An 18,481-nucleotide genomic window follows, 5' to 3' on the forward strand; every position below is an offset into this window, starting at 1 on the left:
AATAGTCATTCATTTATTTACAATATGCTGAATCGTGCAATGCCGTTCTTTATTTACCGTGGCATTGCTTATACTTCTTACCGCTACCGCACGGACAAGAATCATTGCGGCCAACACGCTCTTCACGCTTAGCTGGACGTTTTTCTTGCGCCTCTCCGCCGCCGCTAGTTGTCGTTGTTTGGCCTTTAGCCACCTCTTGACGCTCTAGGTTGCTTTCAACACGAGCCTTCATAATATATTTTGCAACTTCCTCTTGAATACTCTCAATCATTTCCTTAAACATCTCGAAGCCTTCGAATTGATATTCGCGAAGCGGATCCGTTCCGCCGTATGCGCGTAAATGGATACCTTGACGCAGCTGATCCATCGCATCGATGTGATCCATCCACTTGCTGTCTACTGCGCGGAGCACAACGACCTTCTCGAACTCGCGCATCGTTTCTTCTCCGAGCTCTTGTTCACGTTCATCGTAGTATTCATCGACTTTCGCTTGGATGAACTGTGTAATTTCTTCCTTCTCTTTACCCCAAAGCATATCTTTGGTCAGCGTGCCTTCTTGCAGGAAGGTTGCATGCGCATATTCAACAATCGCCTGCAAATCCCACTCCTCTGGAATATCCTCCGAGCAATGCGCTTCTACGATACGATCGATAACCGGCGTAAGCATATCCATTACTTCCTTGCGGATATTATCCGAGCCAAGAATATCACGGCGCTGCTTGTAAATAATTTCACGCTGCTGGTTCATTACATCATCATATTGCAAGACAACCTTCCGAATATCAAAGTTGTTGCCCTCTACACGTTTTTGCGCGGACTCGATCGCTTTCGAAATCATTCGACTTTCAATCGGTTGATCCTCATCCAGTCCAAGCTTATCCATCATGCCCATAATGTTCTCCGAGCCGAAACGACGCATCAGCTCATCCTCCAAAGATAAGTAGAACTGTGATGAACCTGGGTCACCTTGACGTCCAGCACGACCACGCAGCTGGTTGTCGATCCGACGGCTCTCATGACGTTCTGTACCGATAATGTGCAAGCCGCCTGCTTCCGCAACCGATTCGCCCAGCAAAATATCCGTACCACGTCCAGCCATATTCGTTGCTATAGTTACAGAGCTCGCTTGCCCTGCACGTGAAATGATTTCCGCTTCTTCAGCATGGAACTTAGCGTTTAGTACTTTATGGGTAACTCCCTTACGTTTAAGCATGTCAGAAAGCTTCTCTGAGTTCTCGATGGAAATCGTACCTACTAGCACCGGTTGTTTTTTACTGTGGCGCTCTACGATTTCATCAACAACTGCATTGAATTTACCCTTTTCGGTTTTATATACAACGTCAGCAATATCTTTACGAATCATCGAGCGATTAGTTGGCACTTGAATAACTTCAAGACCGTAAATGCGCTTGAATTCTTCTTCCTCCGTCTTCGCCGTACCTGTCATGCCTGCTAGCTTGCGGTACATACGGAAATAGTTTTGGAATGTGATAGTTGCCAGGGTCATGCTCTCGTTCTGGACCTTGAGACCTTCCTTCGCTTCAATAGCTTGATGCAAGCCATCACTATAACGACGTCCCGACATCAAACGTCCAGTGAATTCATCAACAATGACGACTTCGTCCTCTTCCACGACGTAATCGACATCACGCTTCATAATAAAGTTTGCTTTCAGGCCCTGCTGTATGTGGTGATTAATAGTTACGTTGTCATGGTCAAACAAATTCTCAATTTGAAAAGCACGTTCAGCCTTCTCAACGCCTGCCTCAGTCAGCATAACGCTGCGTACCTTTATATCAATCAAATAATCCTCTTCAGCCTTCAAACGGCTCACAAAGCGATCTGCGGCAAAATAAAGCTCCGTTGACTTAGCTGCTTGTCCAGAAATAATAAGTGGAGTCCGCGCCTCATCGACTAGAATGGAATCCACTTCATCGATAATAGCGTAATAAAGAGGACGCTGAACCATTTGTTCACTGTAAAGCACCATATTGTCCCGCAAATAATCGAAGCCAAATTCATTGTTTGTACCATACGTAATATCGCATGCGTAAGCCTCTTGCTTCTCATCATGTGACAAACCGTGCAGGTTACAACCAACAGACATACCAAGGAAGTTGTAAAGCTGAGCCATCATCTCGCTATCGCGTTGTGCCAAGTAGTTATTGACCGTCACGACATGAACGCCCTTACCTAGTAAAGCATTCAAATACACTGGGAGCGTCCCAACAAGCGTTTTACCTTCACCCGTTTTCATCTCCGCAATCGTACCTTCATGCAGTACCATACCGCCCATTAGCTGTACATCAAAATGACGCATGCCAAGGGTCCGCTTTGACGCTTCTCTTACCGTTGCAAAAGCTTCAGGAAGAATTTTTTCCAGCGTCTCGCCTTTTTCAATTCTTGCTTTAAATTCATCTGTCTTCGCACGAAGTGCTTCATCAGATAGTGCTGTCATTTTTGATTCTATGGCATTAATCTCGTCTACCGTACGCTGGAGTCGTTTAACCTCGCGCTCGTTTTGATCACCGAATATTTTTTTCACTAGTCCGAGCATAGTGTTCCCCTTTCGTTATTACGCCTCTTTGCCTTAAATTGTAACAGTTTGTAGACATCGCCGCAACGAGTGCTCTAGGAAAAGAAAAAGCCCCTCTCCAAATTGGAGAAAAGGGCCACTGGTTTATGAATGAATGCTGCTAATCTTGTTCGATTAAACCATACTTTCCATCGCTGCGTTTGTATACGACGTTAACCTCTTTATTGTCTACATTCGCGAATACGAAAAAGTTATGTCCTACCATATTCATTTGTAAAATCGCTTCTTCCACGTCCATAGGCTTCAGGGCAAAACGCTTCGTACGTACGAGTTCCAGTTCATCTTCCTCTTCTAGAACACCTACTGCAGAGCCTTCTTCCCTAAACAAGGCGCGTACACCGCTTCCTTGACGGAATTTGCGATTAACTTTTGTTTTATGTTTACGTATTTGTCGTTCGAGTTTGTCCGCTACCAGATCAATGGAAGCGTACATATCCTCGCCTTTCTCCTCGGCTCTTAGCATGACGCCGGTGAGCGGTATAGTTACCTCAACTGTGTGTTTCCCTTTAGTGACAGATAGTGTCACGTTAATATCGGAGGTGATCGGTGCTTCAAAGTACTTATCCAATCGGCTGAGTTTCTTTTCGACGTAGTCTCTCAATGCGTCTGTGACTTGAAAGTGTTGACCTCGAATGTTGTATTTCATGGGGAACTCCTCCTTTACATGCCCTTATTATATCATATGTAACGACCTAAATCAAAATTTTTTTAGTTTATTTAGAATATTCAGATAATTATGAAATAGTACTACTATTTAAAGGTGCGAAAAGATCGGCTTCCTTACTTAAGGTCAAAAAAAGCTCCGGTTTCCCGGAGCTTTGTCGTTATTACTTGTCAATTGTGATCCCTATAAAGTGGCTAGATTAGCCTGATGATTACAGTTTGACTACGTTAGCAGCCTGTGGTCCGCGAGCGCCTTCGACGATATCGAATTCAACGGATTGGCCTTCTTCAAGAGTCTTGAAACCTTCAGTTTGGATAGCGGAGAAATGAACAAATACGTCGCCGCCTTGCTCAGTCTCGATAAATCCATAACCCTTTTCCGCGTTAAACCATTTAACTTTACCTTGCATGTGCAAACATTCCCTTCATCTTCAAATGCTGTGAGACATCTCAATGTATAACCCACAATTTGACTATAGCACCCACATAACGGAATTGTCAAACAATTTATTGTAAGCGAATTCATTTAGATGGAGTAAGGGATTGGGAGTAGCGGATTGTGTCGAAAATACAGTGAAACAGGGGAAAAAACTACTAATAACATTGGACATGTGTTCAGTCCTACTTGAAAGGAGTACATCTCTATAATTTATACTCCAATGTCGAAAACGAATGGCTAGACTTCAAGAAGATGAAGATATGACCTTGCAGGATGGAGATTGCATTAACCTGGATGACACCCATATTGCACATCCGTGTGCGAAGAAATTGCCATTCTTATGTTGGTTATTTGACTCTACATCCAAAACGTACAGCTGGTGTATGAATCTGATTGTGATTCAAGCTATCCTTCAAAATGGCTTGGATTACCCGCTATCCTATCGATTTTGGACAAAAACAAAAGATCATTCTGAATTAACCAATATGATTTAGCCAAGCAACTATTGCATCAACTACGCGAATCGGTGTCCTGTCGACTTTGGGTTGCGATGGACCGATGGTACTGTAAAAGAGAGTTTATGGTGTTCTTACAGGACAATGGTTTCGACTGGGTAACCAAGGCGAAACGCAATACTGCACTCTACCGAAAGGTAACTGTGGTAGGTCATAAAGCTAGCTATATTCCGGTTTCGGGTCGCCAATTAATAAAAGAGAACTTTCATTTACTGGTTGCGCTAAAAGTACTACTGGTCTAACCGCAATTCCATTCCCAGATATCTATATGAAGCTTCCTTTCAAGCCACTGGAAGAAAAGGACAGCCGGTAAACAAGAATCAATTTGTACCGATCACTGCTGTCGTGGCTGCGCGATTAAAAGAGGATGTAGAAATCGCTGCTTCTCCTGATGAAACAGAAGAAAGCCCAGCTACTTAACAAAGGGACTTATTTGATTATTAGTAATCGCCATGATGTGCCTGAGAAAGCGCTAGAAGTTTACGGCAAGCGCTGGCGTATTGAGGTTTTCTTTCGTATGGCAAAGCAAGATCTCTCTTTTGACAATTGTCATTCCACTACCGAAGAGCACCACCATGCTCATAATGAATTATTGTTTACTGCAGAATCTTTGCAAGCCTTTGCTTTATGGCAAGTAAACAAAGAAAAAATGAGTGATGAGAGATGCACCCACGGCGAAGTGGTTCGTGAACACTCCAAAACTCGTTACCAGGTTCGGACAAGAAACCACAAGGGCATTGAACGAATCTCTATTGAGTCTGACATAGACGTACGCGGGTTTTCAAGTATAATTTCAGCTTATTGGTCGAAAAAATTATTCATGACCTTATGGCCGTTTATTCAAGCATAGATTCTCAGAATTCCCAAACTAATTCAGCGAATTGCATAAGTCGTGTATAACTTTTTGTTTCTGTAAAAATAAACCAAATACTAGAGGTAATATTCAACGTTAGTTAAACCGATATATTTAAGGTACAGTTTACACCGACATTACTAAGATAATCGTCAACAAATCAATAAACAAGCTATATTGGGAGGCTTTAAAGAATCTGACCGAGAAGGATAACGCCGACTACTCTGATATTGTCACTAGAGAAATTAATTCCGTTGTATACATTGATGACATGGCGGAAAAAGAGTTTGGAATTAATAAAATACTTTCAATTTAGCTGAATACACTAAAAACATATTAGGCGGTATCGATCCGCTTGATATTGAAAATAAAAGTAAAACGATTGGATTCACAAGCTGCGAGGTTTCTTACCAGTGGTTCATGGGACAAGGGCCTGTTATGCATAATCAATCCTTCGAGACTGCTCATACAGTTGAAAATTATTTGAATACTATTGCTCCATTAGCCAATCACCTCTTCAAATATTGGATGTACTATTTTACGAGCATAATCCTTCTATGCTCATCAAAAGGATTAAGAAAGGAGGGATTTATTATTCACAAAACTATTGCTGTGCTGCAGTCCAACTACATCCCTTGGAAGGGCTATTTCGATTTGATCAGTAGGGTAGACGAGTTCATTCTGTATGACGAGGTTCAGTATACTAAGAATGATTGGAGAAACCGGAACAAGATAAAGACATCACAAGGCCTGCAATGGCTCACTATTCCTGTCACTCATACTGAACTTCAACAAAAAATCATTGAAACGAAGGTTGCCAGCAACCGATGGAGCATTAAGCATTGGAAAACAATTGAGGCCTCCTATTCCAAAGCGCATCACTTTAATGATTTCAAATCGGAATTGCAGCAGTTGTATGATTATTCAAGCAATCTCGAGCGAATTAGTGAAATTAATATGCTCTTCATTCAATGGGTTTGCAACGTGCTCGATATCCATACTAAGATCTCTTATTCATCATACTATCCGCCTTCAACGAACGGCAAAAATGAACGGCTCATTGATTTATGCAAAGCAACTGGCGCGACCAGATATATCTCTGGTCCTGCGGCAAAATCCTACTTAGATGAAGGACAATTTCAAAACTCCGGCATTTCCGTATCCTACATCGATTACTCGGGATACTTGCCCTATGAACAGCTTAATGGACCTTTTGAGCATGGAGTTTCAATACTAGATCTAATACTAAACGAAGGTAAAAACGCGGTTAATTATTTTAAAAAAGAGAGAGGCCTTTCTATTGAAAACACAGCTAGATAATTTCTCAGGTGCATATAACAACGATTTTCCATACGCATTAGATAATGAACTAATTTTAAACTGGTATCCTAAACGGATTCTTCATTACGCTCAGGGGGAGTCTTTGTTAGAGCTGGGATTGGGGCATGGCTATACTTCAAAAATTTTCTCAGAACATTATGCCCGGCATTTAGTTATTGAAGGCTCCAAGGAGATTATTAAAGACTTTAATGAGAAATTCAAAGGATTCGATCCAGTAAATATCACTCACGCCTTTTTTGAGGATTTTGACACTGATGAGAAATTCGACATTATTGTAATGGGTTTCATTCTCGAACATGTCGATGATCCTGAATTGATCATTCACAAGTATAAGCAAATGCTTAAGCCTAATGGGAAAATTTATGCAGCTGTACCTAATAGTACGACGTTAAATAAACGTATTGCATTCGAAGCTGGAATGATTGACGATATGTCCGCTTTAAGCGAGGCCGACTTGCAATTAGGACACCAACGACTATACAACGTTGAAAGCTTTACCCAGCTTTTCACGGATAATCATTTAAAAGTTAACAAACTTGAAGGAATTTTTCTTAAACCGATTACAACGAGACAAATTAAAGATCTGCAGTTAAGCAACGAACTCCTTACCGGAATGCTGCGAGTTGGCGTGGACTATCCTGAGCTTTGTGCAGCCATATTAGTAGAAGCGGAACCGCTATCTCTTTGAAACAGGTGATACTAGATGAGAGTTCTCGTAGTCGGCAGTAATTCTATGATAGGGAGTCAACTCATTTCTAAATTGCGATCAAGCAATAACATTGTTTTTACCGCTGGACGAGCTGCTAACGATGATATCGCATTAGATCTTGAGCAATTCGATACGAATACATCACTCGAACCATCGTTTGAAGTGGATGTTATCATACATTGTGCGGCAAGCTTTGCGTCTGATGATCTAGCGGGATGCTTGTTAAATGAAAGAATCAACTCATTAGGGAGCATTTTCGCAAGTCATCTCGCAATAAAACTTAAATGCCGTCATATAATCTATCTTTCTTCAATATCTGCCTACCGCCATATAGATAATGAGTACTACGGGTCCTATGGAATTTCTAAGCAGCACGGTCAAGATTATATGGAGTTCAGATGCGGCCAAGCCGGAATATCGTTCACTTCCCTGCTCATTAGCCAAGTCTATGATGCAATAGGCAAGGCTAAGAAACACCAGCCCTTCCTCTATTATGTGATTGATAAGGCTCATAGGGGTGATAGTATTACCTTCTTTGGAAATGCAGATGTAACGAGAAACTTTCTATATATTGATGATTTGATCGAGATGATCGCTCGCGTCATCGATAATAAAGTAACTGGAGTCTATTCATGCATTTCTCCGCAAAATTATAAAATCAGTGAGATGGCCACAACAGCCTACCAGGTTTTCGAACAAGTCGGAGAGGTCCGCTTTGATATAGAGAAAGATAACATCAAGAAAGTATATATTCCTTCAGACGCTCAACTGCTTTACAACAAAATAGATTATCGTCCTAAGACTGATTTGTATCAGGGCATTCAGCTGATTAGAAAGGCTCTATATTAAGGATTGAAAGAGGTATCCAAGTGTACAACATATTAGTTACTGGTGTAGGGGCGGTAATAGGCTATGGGATTATTCAATCTTTACTCGACTCCAAACACAAGGTAAATATCATTGGAACTGATATTTACGATGATGCCGTCGGAAAAAACTGGTGCAACACTTTTATTCCCGGCGTGCTTGCTAGTAATGAGAACTACCCCTACTTTTTAACTAAAATCATTTTAGATAATCAGATTGACCTAGTCATTCCCGGGATCGAGCAGGATATCAATCGAATGATTGCCGAGTGGGACAGACTGCATAAGCTTAATACCAAGTTCGCTATCAACAACTTCGACTTAATCAAGCTAGCCGATGATAAATGGCATACTCACGAAAAACTGATCGACAATAATATGCCTAGCATCCCCTCCTATATTGGCGATGATTATTCTGAAGTTGAGCAAGCATTTGGCATTCCTTACTTGCTTAAACCAAGACGCTCCTATGCATCCAAAGGGATACACACTTTATACAATAAAGAAGATTTTACATACTGGAAAACAAAGCTTCATGATAATTTTATGGTCCAGCAAATCGTTGGCTCTACCGAATCCGAGTATACCGTTGGTGTATTCGGTCTTGGCGATGGAAGCAGTACTCAGAAGATAGCCTTACACCGAAAGCTGGGGCCCGATGGAGCAACGGCCAAAGCAAAAATTGTCGATAATGCAAGCTTGAATGAAATGGTAGATCGCTTGGTTCAGATATTCAAGCCAAGCGGCCCTACTAACTTCCAATTTCGACGTCATGGGGATCAATATTTATTATTAGAAATTAATCCGAGAATCTCATCTTCTACTTCGATTAGAACTGCATTTGGATATAACGAAGCCGAAATGTGTATCGATTATTACTTAAACAACCAAGCACCAAGCTATCGAACGCTCAAAAAAGGAACTGCAGTTCGATACATAAAGGATGTGATCACCTATGATAGCGATAATCTCTGATATTCATGGCAATTATCCAGCCCTCAAGGCCGTATTGCGAAGTATTGACGAAATGGGATGTTCACAAATTATTAGCCTGGGCGATGTCGCTGGCTATTATTGCATGATTAATGAGTGCATAGATGAACTGAAAACGAGAGATGTTATCCATCTGCTTGGGAACCATGATCAATATCTGCTATCAAACTCAGGGTGCCCACGATCGAACTCTGCTAATCGATGCTTGGAACACCAATCTAAAATAATTACGGATGAGAACAGACTATGGCTTGAGCAAGCGTGCCTTTCTCTAATGACACAAAATATGAACTGCGTACATGGCGGCTGGAACGATCCGGTAGATGAGTATTTATACACAATAACTGAAGGCTATTTCACTCACCTTTCGGGCGACTTCTTCTTCTCAGGGCATACACATGTTCAAGCTCTAGCTCAGTTCCCTAATAAAACTTACTGTAATCCAGGCGCTGTGGGACAGCCTAGAGATGGCGATCCTAGAGCTTCCTTTGCCGTTTTCAATCATAATCAAGTCGTTTTGCACAAGGTAGACTATGATATTGATGAAATTGCGAAAGAAATGGAACTATGCGGCTTCGAGCCCTATTTCTACGAGAATCTATATGCTGGTACAAGAATTGGCGGCAAACAATCCTACATACATATTGAAAAACAACTAAGAGAGGGTCAAACCTATGAGAACAATTCCGTTCAATAAACCCTTTATTGCAAACAATACAATGAATTATTTCAGTAATGTGCTAAATGGAATAAGCACTGCTGGCGACGGTTATTATACGAAAAGGGTCAGCGAATTTATTAACTCAACTTTCCAATCTGAGAAAAGCTTATTAACGACTTCTTGCTCTTCAGCGCTGGACATGTCGGCCATTTTACTAAATCTGAAAGAAAATGACGAGGTTATACTCCCCTCGTTCACTTTCGTCTCAACTGCAAATGCGATCATGCTGCGAGGAGCAAAACCCGTATTCGCCGATATAGATGAATTAACGTTGAATATCGATCCTGGCGAAATTATGAACAGAATAACGAGCCGCACAAGAGCTATTTTCCCCGTTCACTATGCCGGTGTCTCTTGTGATATGGATTCCATTATGTCTATTGCGAGAGACTATAAGCTAACTGTTGTTGAAGATGCTGCTCAAGGCGTCAACGCCAAATATAAGGGAAAGTACTTGGGATCTATAGGTGATATGGGCTGCTATAGCTTCCACGATACGAAAAACTATTCTTGCGGCGAAGGCGGTGCTCTGTTATTTAATCATGATGGAGCTCTTGCAGAACGGGCCGAAATTATACGAGAAAAGGGAACAAACCGAAGCCAGTTTTTCAGAGGACAAGTGGATAAGTATACTTGGGTAGATATAGGTTCTAGTTATTTGCCTACGGACATCGTTGCTGCTATGTTAAGCGCTCAGTTTGAGCATTTGGATGAGATTCAGCACTTACGTAAGCAAGCCTATTATCGTTATTACGAGGGTCTTAAAGAACTGGCAAGCAAAGAGATTATTCAGCTTCCGTTCATTCCCTCTGACTGCGAATCTAACTATCATTTATTCCATGTTATATTTCCAAGCGAGAACCTGCGAGATTACGCACTCGCAGAACTGCGTAAACTAGGCATTATGGCTAGCTTTCACTATGTTCCCCTTCATTTATCTCCGATGGGTCAGAAGCTGGGATATATGCCTGGAGATCTGCCAATAACGGAACGCCTAAGCAGCAGACTGCTTCGGATTCCCTTGTATCCATTACTTACCGAGTTAGATCAGGAGTATGTTATTGAAAGTATGTTTAAAGTTTTGAGCTGATCATCAGGTGTATCACTTGGCTCCACGCAAGAAAGGGGATATGAGCATGAACAACATATTAATTGCTGTTCTAACAAATGTTAGGGATGAAGCGAGACTAAATTGGATTTATGATAAGTTTGAAAGTGAAAATTTTCATATTGAGATATTCGACGATAAGGATAACGGCTTTCAACTCACACATTTGCTCGATATTGTAACTTACCTCAAAGAACAAAATCGGTATAAAGAAGGAATTGACAGAATTACGGTGCTGTCGAATAATAGATTTCTATTATTCTCTTGGTACAGATGCTATAATTCACTTGCTCATGACTTTGTTTATTTTGATGATATCGGCGGCTCTCCTGCTCCGCCAAATTGGGAGCATTATGCCTTTATCGAGCAGCTGTCCCAATTTAATAACATTAAGCACCAGAATCTTCGTGATAAAATCTATCTATCTACATGCGAAGATGGCTTAACGAAATGGACTCCTTTCTTAATGCAGAACAATATCTTTGTCCACTTTGACGAGCTCGAATATTTCGACTATGACTTGGCTCCAATCAAGTCGAATATGTCTTGGACATTTAACTACAATGATACAGATTACGAGTTCGCATATAATGCAGATAGCGAGTCTCAAGTCATAAATCTACCATTTACTCAAAACTTCGATGTAACTATTGATACGAAATGGATGGAACTATTACAAAGCCATCCCTACTTTACATTCTATGGCGTTCAATTTGTTTTCCAAGCGGATCTGCCCCAACAGCAGAAAGACAGTGCAATCTATACCTTATTTAAAAATATAAGCACCTGGGACGATGCTGTACAACAAAAAATTTATAAACAGTTTCTGCTTCACATTAAAAATAGCTCTATCGGTTTCATTGAAAAAATGTACTTCTTCTCATATTTAGCCATGTTAAATGCGGATAATGATTCATTGGAAGAGATCCTTCACGTTTTATTAATGGATAATGAGCACTTAGAATATCACTATCCCATGCTAATTAATTCCCTTGTTTACTTGAACAGGAACAAGGTTAAGGGTTACCCTGAACTGTTCGCTCATCGTGAAACCATATTCTCGCGGATCGTTAATTATTATAAGCCTCACGTTCAAGTTGATTTCAAGAAACGAAATCCGAAGCGTATAGCTATCGTAGCAGGCCAATTGCTTCTTCCGAATCATGCGCCGACCATGCTTACCTTAAACTACTTAATGGGCTTCCAAACATACTTGCCCGACTATGAATTTAAAATTTTTACAGAAGACTTTTTGCACTTTAGTCCTAATGAGGTTTGTTTCCCTAATTACTTCCGTTCAGCCATATCAAGTACATTCAGCAGCAATCACGAAGCGTATTTAAAAACGACTTCGAATATTTATTACTCTGATGTTTCAAAAATGCGTATCAATAGAATTCAAAATGATCTGAATCAGATTGTTGATTTTGAACCCCATGTTGTCATCGCTATCGGGATCAATTACAGCTTCATGGCAGCCTATTTAGGTGACTTGGTTCCTGTCATTAACTTTACAATGGGTGGAGCGGTAAACCCTTGCGGAGCTGACCTCTACATTGGCGGTTATAGTAATGAAGATATCATGAAGGAGTACAACCGCTATCAGATTAAAGATATTAATTACCACAAGCATATAGTCGGTTTATCCTTCCCCGAGCCCACTCAAGCGATAGCTAGGTCTGCCTATCCTATAAAGTCGGAAGACTATGTTATGGTTACGGTAGGCAATCGGCTGGATGCGGAAATGAATGAAGTATTTATCGATCTAGTATGTAGCTTTATTCAACAAAGGACTGATGTGAAGTGGCTTATTGTAGGCAGAGCCTCGTTCAACTATTTACATGTAGCTTACGCTCATTTAATTAACGCCAATCAAATCATTTTCATTGAATATATGGCTGATCTACCCGCTTTATATGAAATTTGTGACGCTTTCGTCAATCCGTTTAGACAAGGCGGCGGGTTCAGCGGTTATATCGCTATGAATCAGTCCCTACCAATTCTGACCTTAAACGAATCCAGTGATATCGGAGCTGTTGTCGGCTCTGTCGATGCTTCAGGAAGCATTCAGGAGTATGAAGCTGAGCTCTATAGGCTTTATGAAGACGTGGAATATCGCAAGGAAAAGGGCATGAGAATGAAAAAAATAATTACACAAAATTTCAGCTTTAAAGACTCTATCGAGGATATGCTTCGCTTGATTAAAATAGCGGAAGAGCAATTTACGAAACGATCCGTTTCTTTGAAATGAATACACAAAAAAAGCCCCGCTAGCCGGGGCTTTGTGTTAGGCAGTTGTCAATCGAACCATCTATAAGGTGGCTAATAATAGCCGGATGATTACAGTTTGACTACGTTTGCAGCTTGTGGACCACGAGCGCCTTCTACGATGTCGAATTCGACCGATTGGCCTTCTTCAAGAGTCTTGAAGCCTTCGGATTGGATCGCGGAGAAATGAACAAACACGTCGCCGCCTTGCTCAGTCTCAATGAATCCATAGCCTTTCTCTGCGTTGAACCATTTAACTTTACCTTGCATGTGCAAACATTTCCTTCATCTTCAAATACTGTGAGGCAACTTACGTCTAACCCACAATTTGACTATACCATCGAGCTATTCGAATTGTCAAACAATTCTTTGTAAGCGGATTCATTGAATAATCAATCAACATTTTTCATTCTTATTTATTGTTTATTTGTGATGCTCGGCTTCTATATTTGTATCCGTTTTGCAAGTCTTCCGAATACCCATTATTGTTCACCACGTTAGTAATCGGATAATACTAATTGACCCTTCCCTCATTAGCACTCAAGGATCAATCATAATCGTTACATTCTCACGAACCACTGGGAGTACGTAAGACAGACTGGTTTATATGTCGGTATAATTTTTGTTGGACGATAAGAAATCGAAATACCTTGTTTAGAACTCTGGACTACTTACAACAATAGACTTATAAAACACATAGTCAATAAACCGTTCTTTCTCTACAATCTGACCTCTCTCTAGCATACTTACCATTTCAACACAGGTGGTTTGCTTCCTCCTGCTTCCTCGATGCTATAATCGCTTCGCACACCGTAAAGTCAAAATGGGTATCGATGTCAATTGCTCTATCGGAAGGCATGCTGCAGCCCATTGTTTGGTCGCTTATAAAAGATTTCGATTGCTTCAACCATTCCGTCCTCGCCACATACACCGCGCCAGTTAATCGATATACCGTCGGTAGCCCTTGTCTGTGCAGAGCGCCAATATGCCCCATAAGAGGGCTAAGTTGTTGATTGTCCTCCATATGGAACATCCAATAGGGGCTTTTGTCTTGCTCCGTTACAGACACCACAGCAGGCGCCTCCATACGATCGCACAATGATATGCAGGCATCTATATCTTCTACCACTCTAAAAGGCGACGTCGGCTGCAGCAGTACCACATAATCATATTCCGGCAGCGACTCTAGCGCATGCAGCACAGGTGCTACTCCCGGTGTATCGTCCTGTGCCAAATGAGCCGGTCGAACAAAGGGGGCGTCGCACTGATAGCTCAGTGCAACGCGAATAATTTCATCATCATCCGACGAGACGATGCAACGATCGATGTAGCTGGATTTCCTTGCTTCTTCAATAGTCCATGCAATTAAGGGCTTTCCCCCTAGCGGGTGAATATTTTTGCCTATAACGCCCTTGGAGCCGCCTCTTGCTGGAATAATAGCTAGTACTTTGTGTCCATTGATCATATCTATATAATTCCTTCATTGTATTCAATATTGGCTCGTTCAAAATCATCCATGCGTCCGATATCAATCCAGTATTCTCTAATTGGAAAGGCGGAGGTGGCTGAACCAATTTCTATCAACCGGTCAAACAGACTAGGCATATCGTAGAACTGGTTAGCCGGAATATGGCTCAACACTTCAGGATCGATTACATAGATTCCTCCGCTAATGAAAAAGCGCTGCAACGGCTTCTCTTCAATGCTTTGTAGCCGATGGTTATCGACCTTTACGACACCGTAAGGGACCTGAAACTCATATTCGCGCACACACATAGTCGCTTTTGCATCTGTATCATGGTGGAAATCTAGTAATTGTGAGAAGTTAACTTTCGTCAGCAAATCTCCGTTCATAACGATGATAGGCTTGTCTGGCCTGAACGGAAGTAAGCTGAGCGCACCAGCAGTTCCCAATCTTTGGGTTTCCCTAATATATAAGATTTCAACTCCCCACTTGCTCCCGTCGCCAAAGTAATCCATGATCATTTCCGCTCTATAATTAACCGAAATAAAAAAACGATAAAATCCGTTTGAAATAAAATTTTCCAAAATCACTTCCAAAATCGGCTTAGAACCTACCTTTAACAGCGGCTTTGGACAATCTCTCGTTAATGTCCCAAGTCTTGTTCCGAGTCCTCCTGCCATCAACACAACCCAATTATCGCTTCTATCTCGCTTAACCATTTCTTCTAACAAGTCCAGCCTTACAACCTTGCCAACATTATTAACGATCGGAATGTGCTTCAAGTTGTTATGTTTCATTCTTGCAAAAATTACATCGCGGATGTCCTCTTCTCTACCTACAGTAGGACGAGCATTCATGATCGTCTCTACCTTGTCGTCCAAAGAAGTCCCTCTTAGAATACCTCGTCGTATATCACCATCTGTTACCGTACCTAATAAAAAACGATCTTCATCAACGACTAACGCAATTTGTACAGTTCCTTGATCAATAATACGAAGCGCTTCAAAAATGGATGACTGTGGAGATAGCAGTAATTTATCGATATGTTTCATTTCTCAACCTCCTTAGCAGGTACCCCGTATGCGATGGTATGGTTCGGGATCGATTTACGAACAAGCGCGCATGCTCCTATTAAGCAATGACTGCCTATTGCGATAGTTTGAATAACGGTAGATCCGGCCCCTATATGGGTATGGTCACCAACGTCAACTTGACCGCAGAGTACAGCTCCAGGAGCGATATGAGTATGCATACCGATTACGCAATCATGGTCGATGATAGCTCCCGTATTCACAATAGAGTTAGCCCCTACTTGACTTCCAGCCTGAACAATTGCCCCTGCCATAATTTGTACGCCGCTGTGCAGCATTGAAATGTCAGATACAATGGCTTGGTCATGTATGATCGTTTCAAATTCAAAGCCTAATGATGCGAATCTATCATACAGTTCCGCTCTTAAGTCCGAATTCCCTACCATGCCGACACCGTTTACAAGTGAAACGTCCTCAGGTCGATATGTAAGGATGACTTCATCAGTTCCCAGATACTCGATTCTCTCAAACGAAGATTCCGAGCGTTCTATCGATGTGTAGCCGACAAACGCCCTTTGCTGCCGCAGTAACAAATCAAGACATACCTTCGCATGGCCTCCCCCGCCAAGCAAGATAATAGGTTTCGTGCTCATTGAATCAAGTCGTCTCTATCATATGTACGGGATGCGCGCTGTCCAAGCAACCGCCAGTAAGCGGATGGGGGGAGTCCTGTTCCCGGCCTCTTCAGTGTTAAATTGCTGTATGTAAACAATTCTCCTTCTGCTATAGGCTGCGCTGCTACCAAACTCTTACGGGCGGGCTCCGCATTGCGCAGCTCGGATGGCGCAGGGACTTTTAGTGATATCCCCCTTGCCTGCTCGATATGACGTATTTGCTTAACCAGCTGAGTTAGTTCATGCGGCTCCATCGATGCTTGATGATCAGGTCCTGGCATATTCTTATCAAGCGTGAAATGCTTCTCAATTACTTCAGCCCCCATAGCGACAGCCGCAACAGCTATCTCGGTTCCTAACGTATGGTCGGAATAGCCCGTACTCAGGCCAAATGCATGACGCAAAGTAGTCATTTTATTCAAATGAACATCTTCATAGCGAGTCGGATAATCGGTCGTACAATGAAGCAATGTTACTTTTTCCTTCAAGAAGCTTTGCCCTTCAGAAGAGTAATAAGCGGTCCTAAATGCTTGTAATGAAGGAACTTCATCTGACTTCATATAAGCACACGCTATAGCTCCCAAAGCTTCTTCTATTTCTCCTAGCGAAGAAATGCCGGTGGACACAATAAGACTAGCATTCGACTGAGCAGCGCGATAGAGTAACGGTAAATTCGTGAGGTCGCCAGACGATATCTTTAAATTTGTCAAATGAAACTCATTCGTCAGTAAATCTAGGCTTGGCTGATCAAATGGCGTAGATAGGAACGCAATGCCGCATTGATTGCACTCTTCTATTATGGCCTCGTGGTCTCGTGAGGTTAATTCTAGCCGTCTAATCATTTCGAGCTGCGATTCGGCTGCATCCGTAGTTTGGCGCTGGTACTCAGCTTTCGATGCATGACTGCTTACAAGTTCCTCCGCCCGGAAGGTTTGAAACTTTACCGCATCCGCTCCCGCTTCCGCTGCCGCCCTGACGAGCTGCTTCGCAAGATCGAGAGAGCCATTATGGTTCACTCCTGCTTCGGCTATTATGTAGACACTCTTATTCATGTGAGTTCCTCCTCTGTTACATCGTAGAATGACTTATGAATAATAGTCTGTAAATGGCATTCTTTAAGAACCTGTTTGATCTTCGGAGCCGAATCTCCATTGCCATAGACAGATACAGAATTATTAATATGATCTCGTCTGAATTCATCCGATAATGCTTGATTAATGGCATGTACAATATCCATCTTACGGTCACCGCATTCTATAATTGTGCTTCCCTTTTCTCTGCCCCGCTGCCGCATTCCAATATCTACCGTTGGCTTCTTAAACATGGGCACTTCAATAATGCCGCTCGAGGAATTGCCAATTACGACGTCAACGTACTGAAGCGCACTTAAGTATCTTAATTTGCCTAGAGAGTTATATGCTACGACTCGTCCCTTATGAGCATCCACGTATTCATCTATCATTTTGGATATGATTCTACCATCAGTATCCGCATTGGGCTTGGTGAACACGATGTTCACATCGTTGTACTCGTCGAGCGCTTCCAGCAGCTCTTGTGTTAATTCAGCGGAGCTTCTATGCTTCAATGTGAGTGGATGATAAGTAATTAAAAAGCTTCGACGCCCTAGCTTAAAATTAAGGCTTTCCTCAAGCTGCTCCAACGAGAGAAGCTTAAGTTGATGAATATTGTCGAGCCCGGCGGCTCCGACCTGAAATACTCGATCCGGCTGCTCCCCTAATTGAATGACACGATTTCTATACTTATTCGCAGCAACAAAATGTAGATGGGACATCTTCGTAATCGAATGTCTAATTGCTTCGTCAATAACGCCTTCCGTGCTTTCCCCCCCATGAAGATGGGCAATAGGCAGGTTCGCAGCCATTGCCGCCTGAGCAGCAACCATCATCTCAAAACGATCTCCAAGCACGACGACGATGTCCGGACGCAAACGATCGTAGGCATCCGCAAAACCAATTAGCGCAAGCCCCATTGATTTCGTAATGCCAACTGGAGTATCGCTCGACAGCAGCATCTCGACTCTCTCATCGATATGAAATCCGTCTTCAACAATTTCCTGATAAGTCAGTCCAAATTCAGGAGATAGATGCGTACCGGTCGCAACAATTTGCAGTTCCAGCTCTGTATCATTCGCTATCTCTTTCATTAGGCTATATAACAATCCGTATTCCGCTCTCGATCCGGTAACAACGCAAATTTTCCGCATCTTAATCACCCATTT

At 42.0% G+C, this 18,481-nt stretch carries 18 protein-coding genes; 9 read left to right on the forward strand and 9 right to left on the reverse strand.

Translation table 11 applies throughout. The features are described from left to right. Positions 1-49: 49 nt before the first annotated feature. The 3 genes from secA to AC0YN7_RS23525 form a co-directional block, all read right to left on the reverse strand. On the reverse strand, positions 50-2,557 hold the full coding sequence (gene secA, locus AC0YN7_RS23515) for a preprotein translocase subunit SecA (protein ID WP_475812472.1): 2,508 nt from the start codon (positions 2,555-2,557) through the stop codon (positions 50-52). A gap of 139 nt (positions 2,558-2,696) precedes the next feature. Beyond that, positions 2,697-3,242, reverse strand: a complete 546-nt coding sequence (gene hpf / locus AC0YN7_RS23520; RefSeq protein ID WP_475812473.1) for a ribosome hibernation-promoting factor, HPF/YfiA family — start codon at positions 3,240-3,242, stop codon at positions 2,697-2,699. A 229-nt stretch (positions 3,243-3,471) separates the two neighbouring features. After that, positions 3,472-3,669: a cold-shock protein gene (locus tag AC0YN7_RS23525; protein WP_028608231.1), complete on the reverse strand. Its 198-nt coding sequence runs from the start codon at positions 3,667-3,669 to the stop codon at positions 3,472-3,474. A 504-nt stretch (positions 3,670-4,173) separates the two neighbouring features. Here AC0YN7_RS23525 and AC0YN7_RS23530 point away from each other — a divergent pair. The 9 genes from AC0YN7_RS23530 (at position 4,174) to AC0YN7_RS23570 (ending at position 13,055) form a co-directional block, all read left to right on the forward strand. After that, positions 4,174-4,455 carry a transposase gene (locus AC0YN7_RS23530; protein WP_475812575.1) on the forward strand — a complete coding sequence of 94 codons (282 nt, stop codon included), beginning with the start codon at positions 4,174-4,176 and terminating at the stop codon, positions 4,453-4,455. A gap of 149 nt (positions 4,456-4,604) precedes the next feature. After that, entirely contained in the window at positions 4,605-5,063 is a 459-nt protein-coding gene (locus AC0YN7_RS23535) for a transposase (RefSeq protein WP_475812474.1), read from the forward strand. 441 nt (positions 5,064-5,504) lie between these two features. After that, positions 5,505-6,386, forward strand: a complete 882-nt coding sequence (locus AC0YN7_RS23540; protein WP_475812475.1) for a WbqC family protein — start codon at positions 5,505-5,507, stop codon at positions 6,384-6,386. After that, positions 6,367-7,095, forward strand: a complete 729-nt coding sequence (locus AC0YN7_RS23545; protein WP_475812476.1) for a class I SAM-dependent methyltransferase — start codon at positions 6,367-6,369, stop codon at positions 7,093-7,095. The genes AC0YN7_RS23540 and AC0YN7_RS23545 overlap by 20 nt, the downstream gene beginning before the upstream one ends. Positions 7,096-7,110: 15 nt before the next feature. Further along, positions 7,111-7,965 (forward strand): NAD-dependent epimerase/dehydratase family protein, encoded by an 855-nt coding sequence (locus tag AC0YN7_RS23550; RefSeq protein ID WP_475812477.1) that lies wholly within the window; start codon positions 7,111-7,113, stop codon positions 7,963-7,965. Between the two features lie 20 nt (positions 7,966-7,985). Continuing rightward, the gene (locus tag AC0YN7_RS23555; protein ID WP_475812478.1) at positions 7,986-8,957 is read left to right on the forward strand and encodes an ATP-grasp domain-containing protein; all 972 of its coding nucleotides are present in this window, start codon (positions 7,986-7,988) and stop codon (positions 8,955-8,957) included. Further along, positions 8,938-9,672, forward strand: coding sequence for a metallophosphoesterase family protein (locus AC0YN7_RS23560; RefSeq protein ID WP_475812479.1), 735 nt, complete (start codon positions 8,938-8,940; stop codon positions 9,670-9,672). The genes AC0YN7_RS23555 and AC0YN7_RS23560 overlap by 20 nt, the downstream gene beginning before the upstream one ends. After that, complete coding sequence (rffA, locus tag AC0YN7_RS23565; RefSeq protein WP_475812480.1) at positions 9,650-10,786, forward strand: dTDP-4-amino-4,6-dideoxygalactose transaminase; 1,137 nt, start codon at positions 9,650-9,652, stop codon at positions 10,784-10,786. Before AC0YN7_RS23560 ends, rffA begins: the two co-directional genes overlap by 23 nt. Positions 10,787-10,832: 46 nt before the next feature. Beyond that, positions 10,833-13,055, forward strand: coding sequence for a glycosyltransferase (locus AC0YN7_RS23570; protein ID WP_475812481.1), 2,223 nt, complete (start codon positions 10,833-10,835; stop codon positions 13,053-13,055). Positions 13,056-13,144: 89 nt separating this feature from the next. Here the strand turns inward: AC0YN7_RS23570 and AC0YN7_RS23575 are convergent, their stop codons facing one another. From AC0YN7_RS23575 to neuC, 6 genes are all read right to left on the reverse strand, one after another. Next, positions 13,145-13,342 (reverse strand): cold-shock protein, encoded by a 198-nt coding sequence (locus AC0YN7_RS23575; protein ID WP_028599014.1) that lies wholly within the window; start codon positions 13,340-13,342, stop codon positions 13,145-13,147. A 484-nt stretch (positions 13,343-13,826) separates the two neighbouring features. Next, positions 13,827-14,537: an acylneuraminate cytidylyltransferase family protein gene (locus AC0YN7_RS23580; RefSeq protein WP_475812482.1), complete on the reverse strand. Its 711-nt coding sequence runs from the start codon at positions 14,535-14,537 to the stop codon at positions 13,827-13,829. A 2-nt stretch (positions 14,538-14,539) separates the two neighbouring features. Continuing rightward, a complete protein-coding gene (locus AC0YN7_RS23585; protein WP_475812483.1) occupies positions 14,540-15,589 on the reverse strand; it encodes a nucleotidyltransferase family protein in 1,050 nt (349 codons plus the stop codon). Next, positions 15,586-16,221: an acetyltransferase gene (locus AC0YN7_RS23590; RefSeq protein WP_475812484.1), complete on the reverse strand. Its 636-nt coding sequence runs from the start codon at positions 16,219-16,221 to the stop codon at positions 15,586-15,588. The genes AC0YN7_RS23585 and AC0YN7_RS23590 overlap by 4 nt, the downstream gene beginning before the upstream one ends. Then, complete coding sequence (gene neuB, locus AC0YN7_RS23595; RefSeq protein WP_475812485.1) at positions 16,218-17,294, reverse strand: N-acetylneuraminate synthase; 1,077 nt, start codon at positions 17,292-17,294, stop codon at positions 16,218-16,220. The genes AC0YN7_RS23590 and neuB overlap by 4 nt, the downstream gene beginning before the upstream one ends. Next, positions 17,291-18,466 (reverse strand): UDP-N-acetylglucosamine 2-epimerase, encoded by a 1,176-nt coding sequence (gene neuC, locus AC0YN7_RS23600; RefSeq protein WP_475812486.1) that lies wholly within the window; start codon positions 18,464-18,466, stop codon positions 17,291-17,293. The genes neuB and neuC overlap by 4 nt, the downstream gene beginning before the upstream one ends. Positions 18,467-18,481: the final 15 nt, after the last annotated feature.

This window comes from Paenibacillus sp. J31R122 (genome assembly GCF_056269185.1).

What these genes read in the sequence shown, in the direction of transcription:
- secA (WP_475812472.1), bottom strand. Translation starts at nt 2,557, where the DNA reads ATGCTCGGACTAGTGAAAAAAATATTCGGTGATCAAAACGAGCGCGAG.
- hpf (WP_475812473.1), bottom strand. Translation starts at nt 3,242, where the DNA reads ATGAAATACAACATTCGAGGTCAACACTTTCAAGTCACAGACGCATTG.
- AC0YN7_RS23525 (WP_028608231.1), bottom strand. Translation starts at nt 3,669, where the DNA reads ATGCAAGGTAAAGTTAAATGGTTTAACGCGGAAAAGGGTTATGGATTT.
- AC0YN7_RS23535 (WP_475812474.1), top strand. Translation starts at nt 4,605, where the DNA reads ATGAAACAGAAGAAAGCCCAGCTACTTAACAAAGGGACTTATTTGATT.
- AC0YN7_RS23540 (WP_475812475.1), top strand. Translation starts at nt 5,505, where the DNA reads ATGCATAATCAATCCTTCGAGACTGCTCATACAGTTGAAAATTATTTG.
- AC0YN7_RS23550 (WP_475812477.1), top strand. Translation starts at nt 7,111, where the DNA reads ATGAGAGTTCTCGTAGTCGGCAGTAATTCTATGATAGGGAGTCAACTC.
- AC0YN7_RS23560 (WP_475812479.1), top strand. Translation starts at nt 8,938, where the DNA reads ATGATAGCGATAATCTCTGATATTCATGGCAATTATCCAGCCCTCAAG.
- rffA (WP_475812480.1), top strand. Translation starts at nt 9,650, where the DNA reads ATGAGAACAATTCCGTTCAATAAACCCTTTATTGCAAACAATACAATG.
- AC0YN7_RS23570 (WP_475812481.1), top strand. Translation starts at nt 10,833, where the DNA reads ATGAACAACATATTAATTGCTGTTCTAACAAATGTTAGGGATGAAGCG.
- AC0YN7_RS23575 (WP_028599014.1), bottom strand. Translation starts at nt 13,342, where the DNA reads ATGCAAGGTAAAGTTAAATGGTTCAACGCAGAGAAAGGCTATGGATTC.
- AC0YN7_RS23580 (WP_475812482.1), bottom strand. Translation starts at nt 14,537, where the DNA reads ATGATCAATGGACACAAAGTACTAGCTATTATTCCAGCAAGAGGCGGC.
- AC0YN7_RS23585 (WP_475812483.1), bottom strand. Translation starts at nt 15,589, where the DNA reads ATGAAACATATCGATAAATTACTGCTATCTCCACAGTCATCCATTTTT.
- AC0YN7_RS23590 (WP_475812484.1), bottom strand. Translation starts at nt 16,221, where the DNA reads ATGAGCACGAAACCTATTATCTTGCTTGGCGGGGGAGGCCATGCGAAG.
- neuB (WP_475812485.1), bottom strand. Translation starts at nt 17,294, where the DNA reads ATGAATAAGAGTGTCTACATAATAGCCGAAGCAGGAGTGAACCATAAT.
- neuC (WP_475812486.1), bottom strand. Translation starts at nt 18,466, where the DNA reads ATGCGGAAAATTTGCGTTGTTACCGGATCGAGAGCGGAATACGGATTG.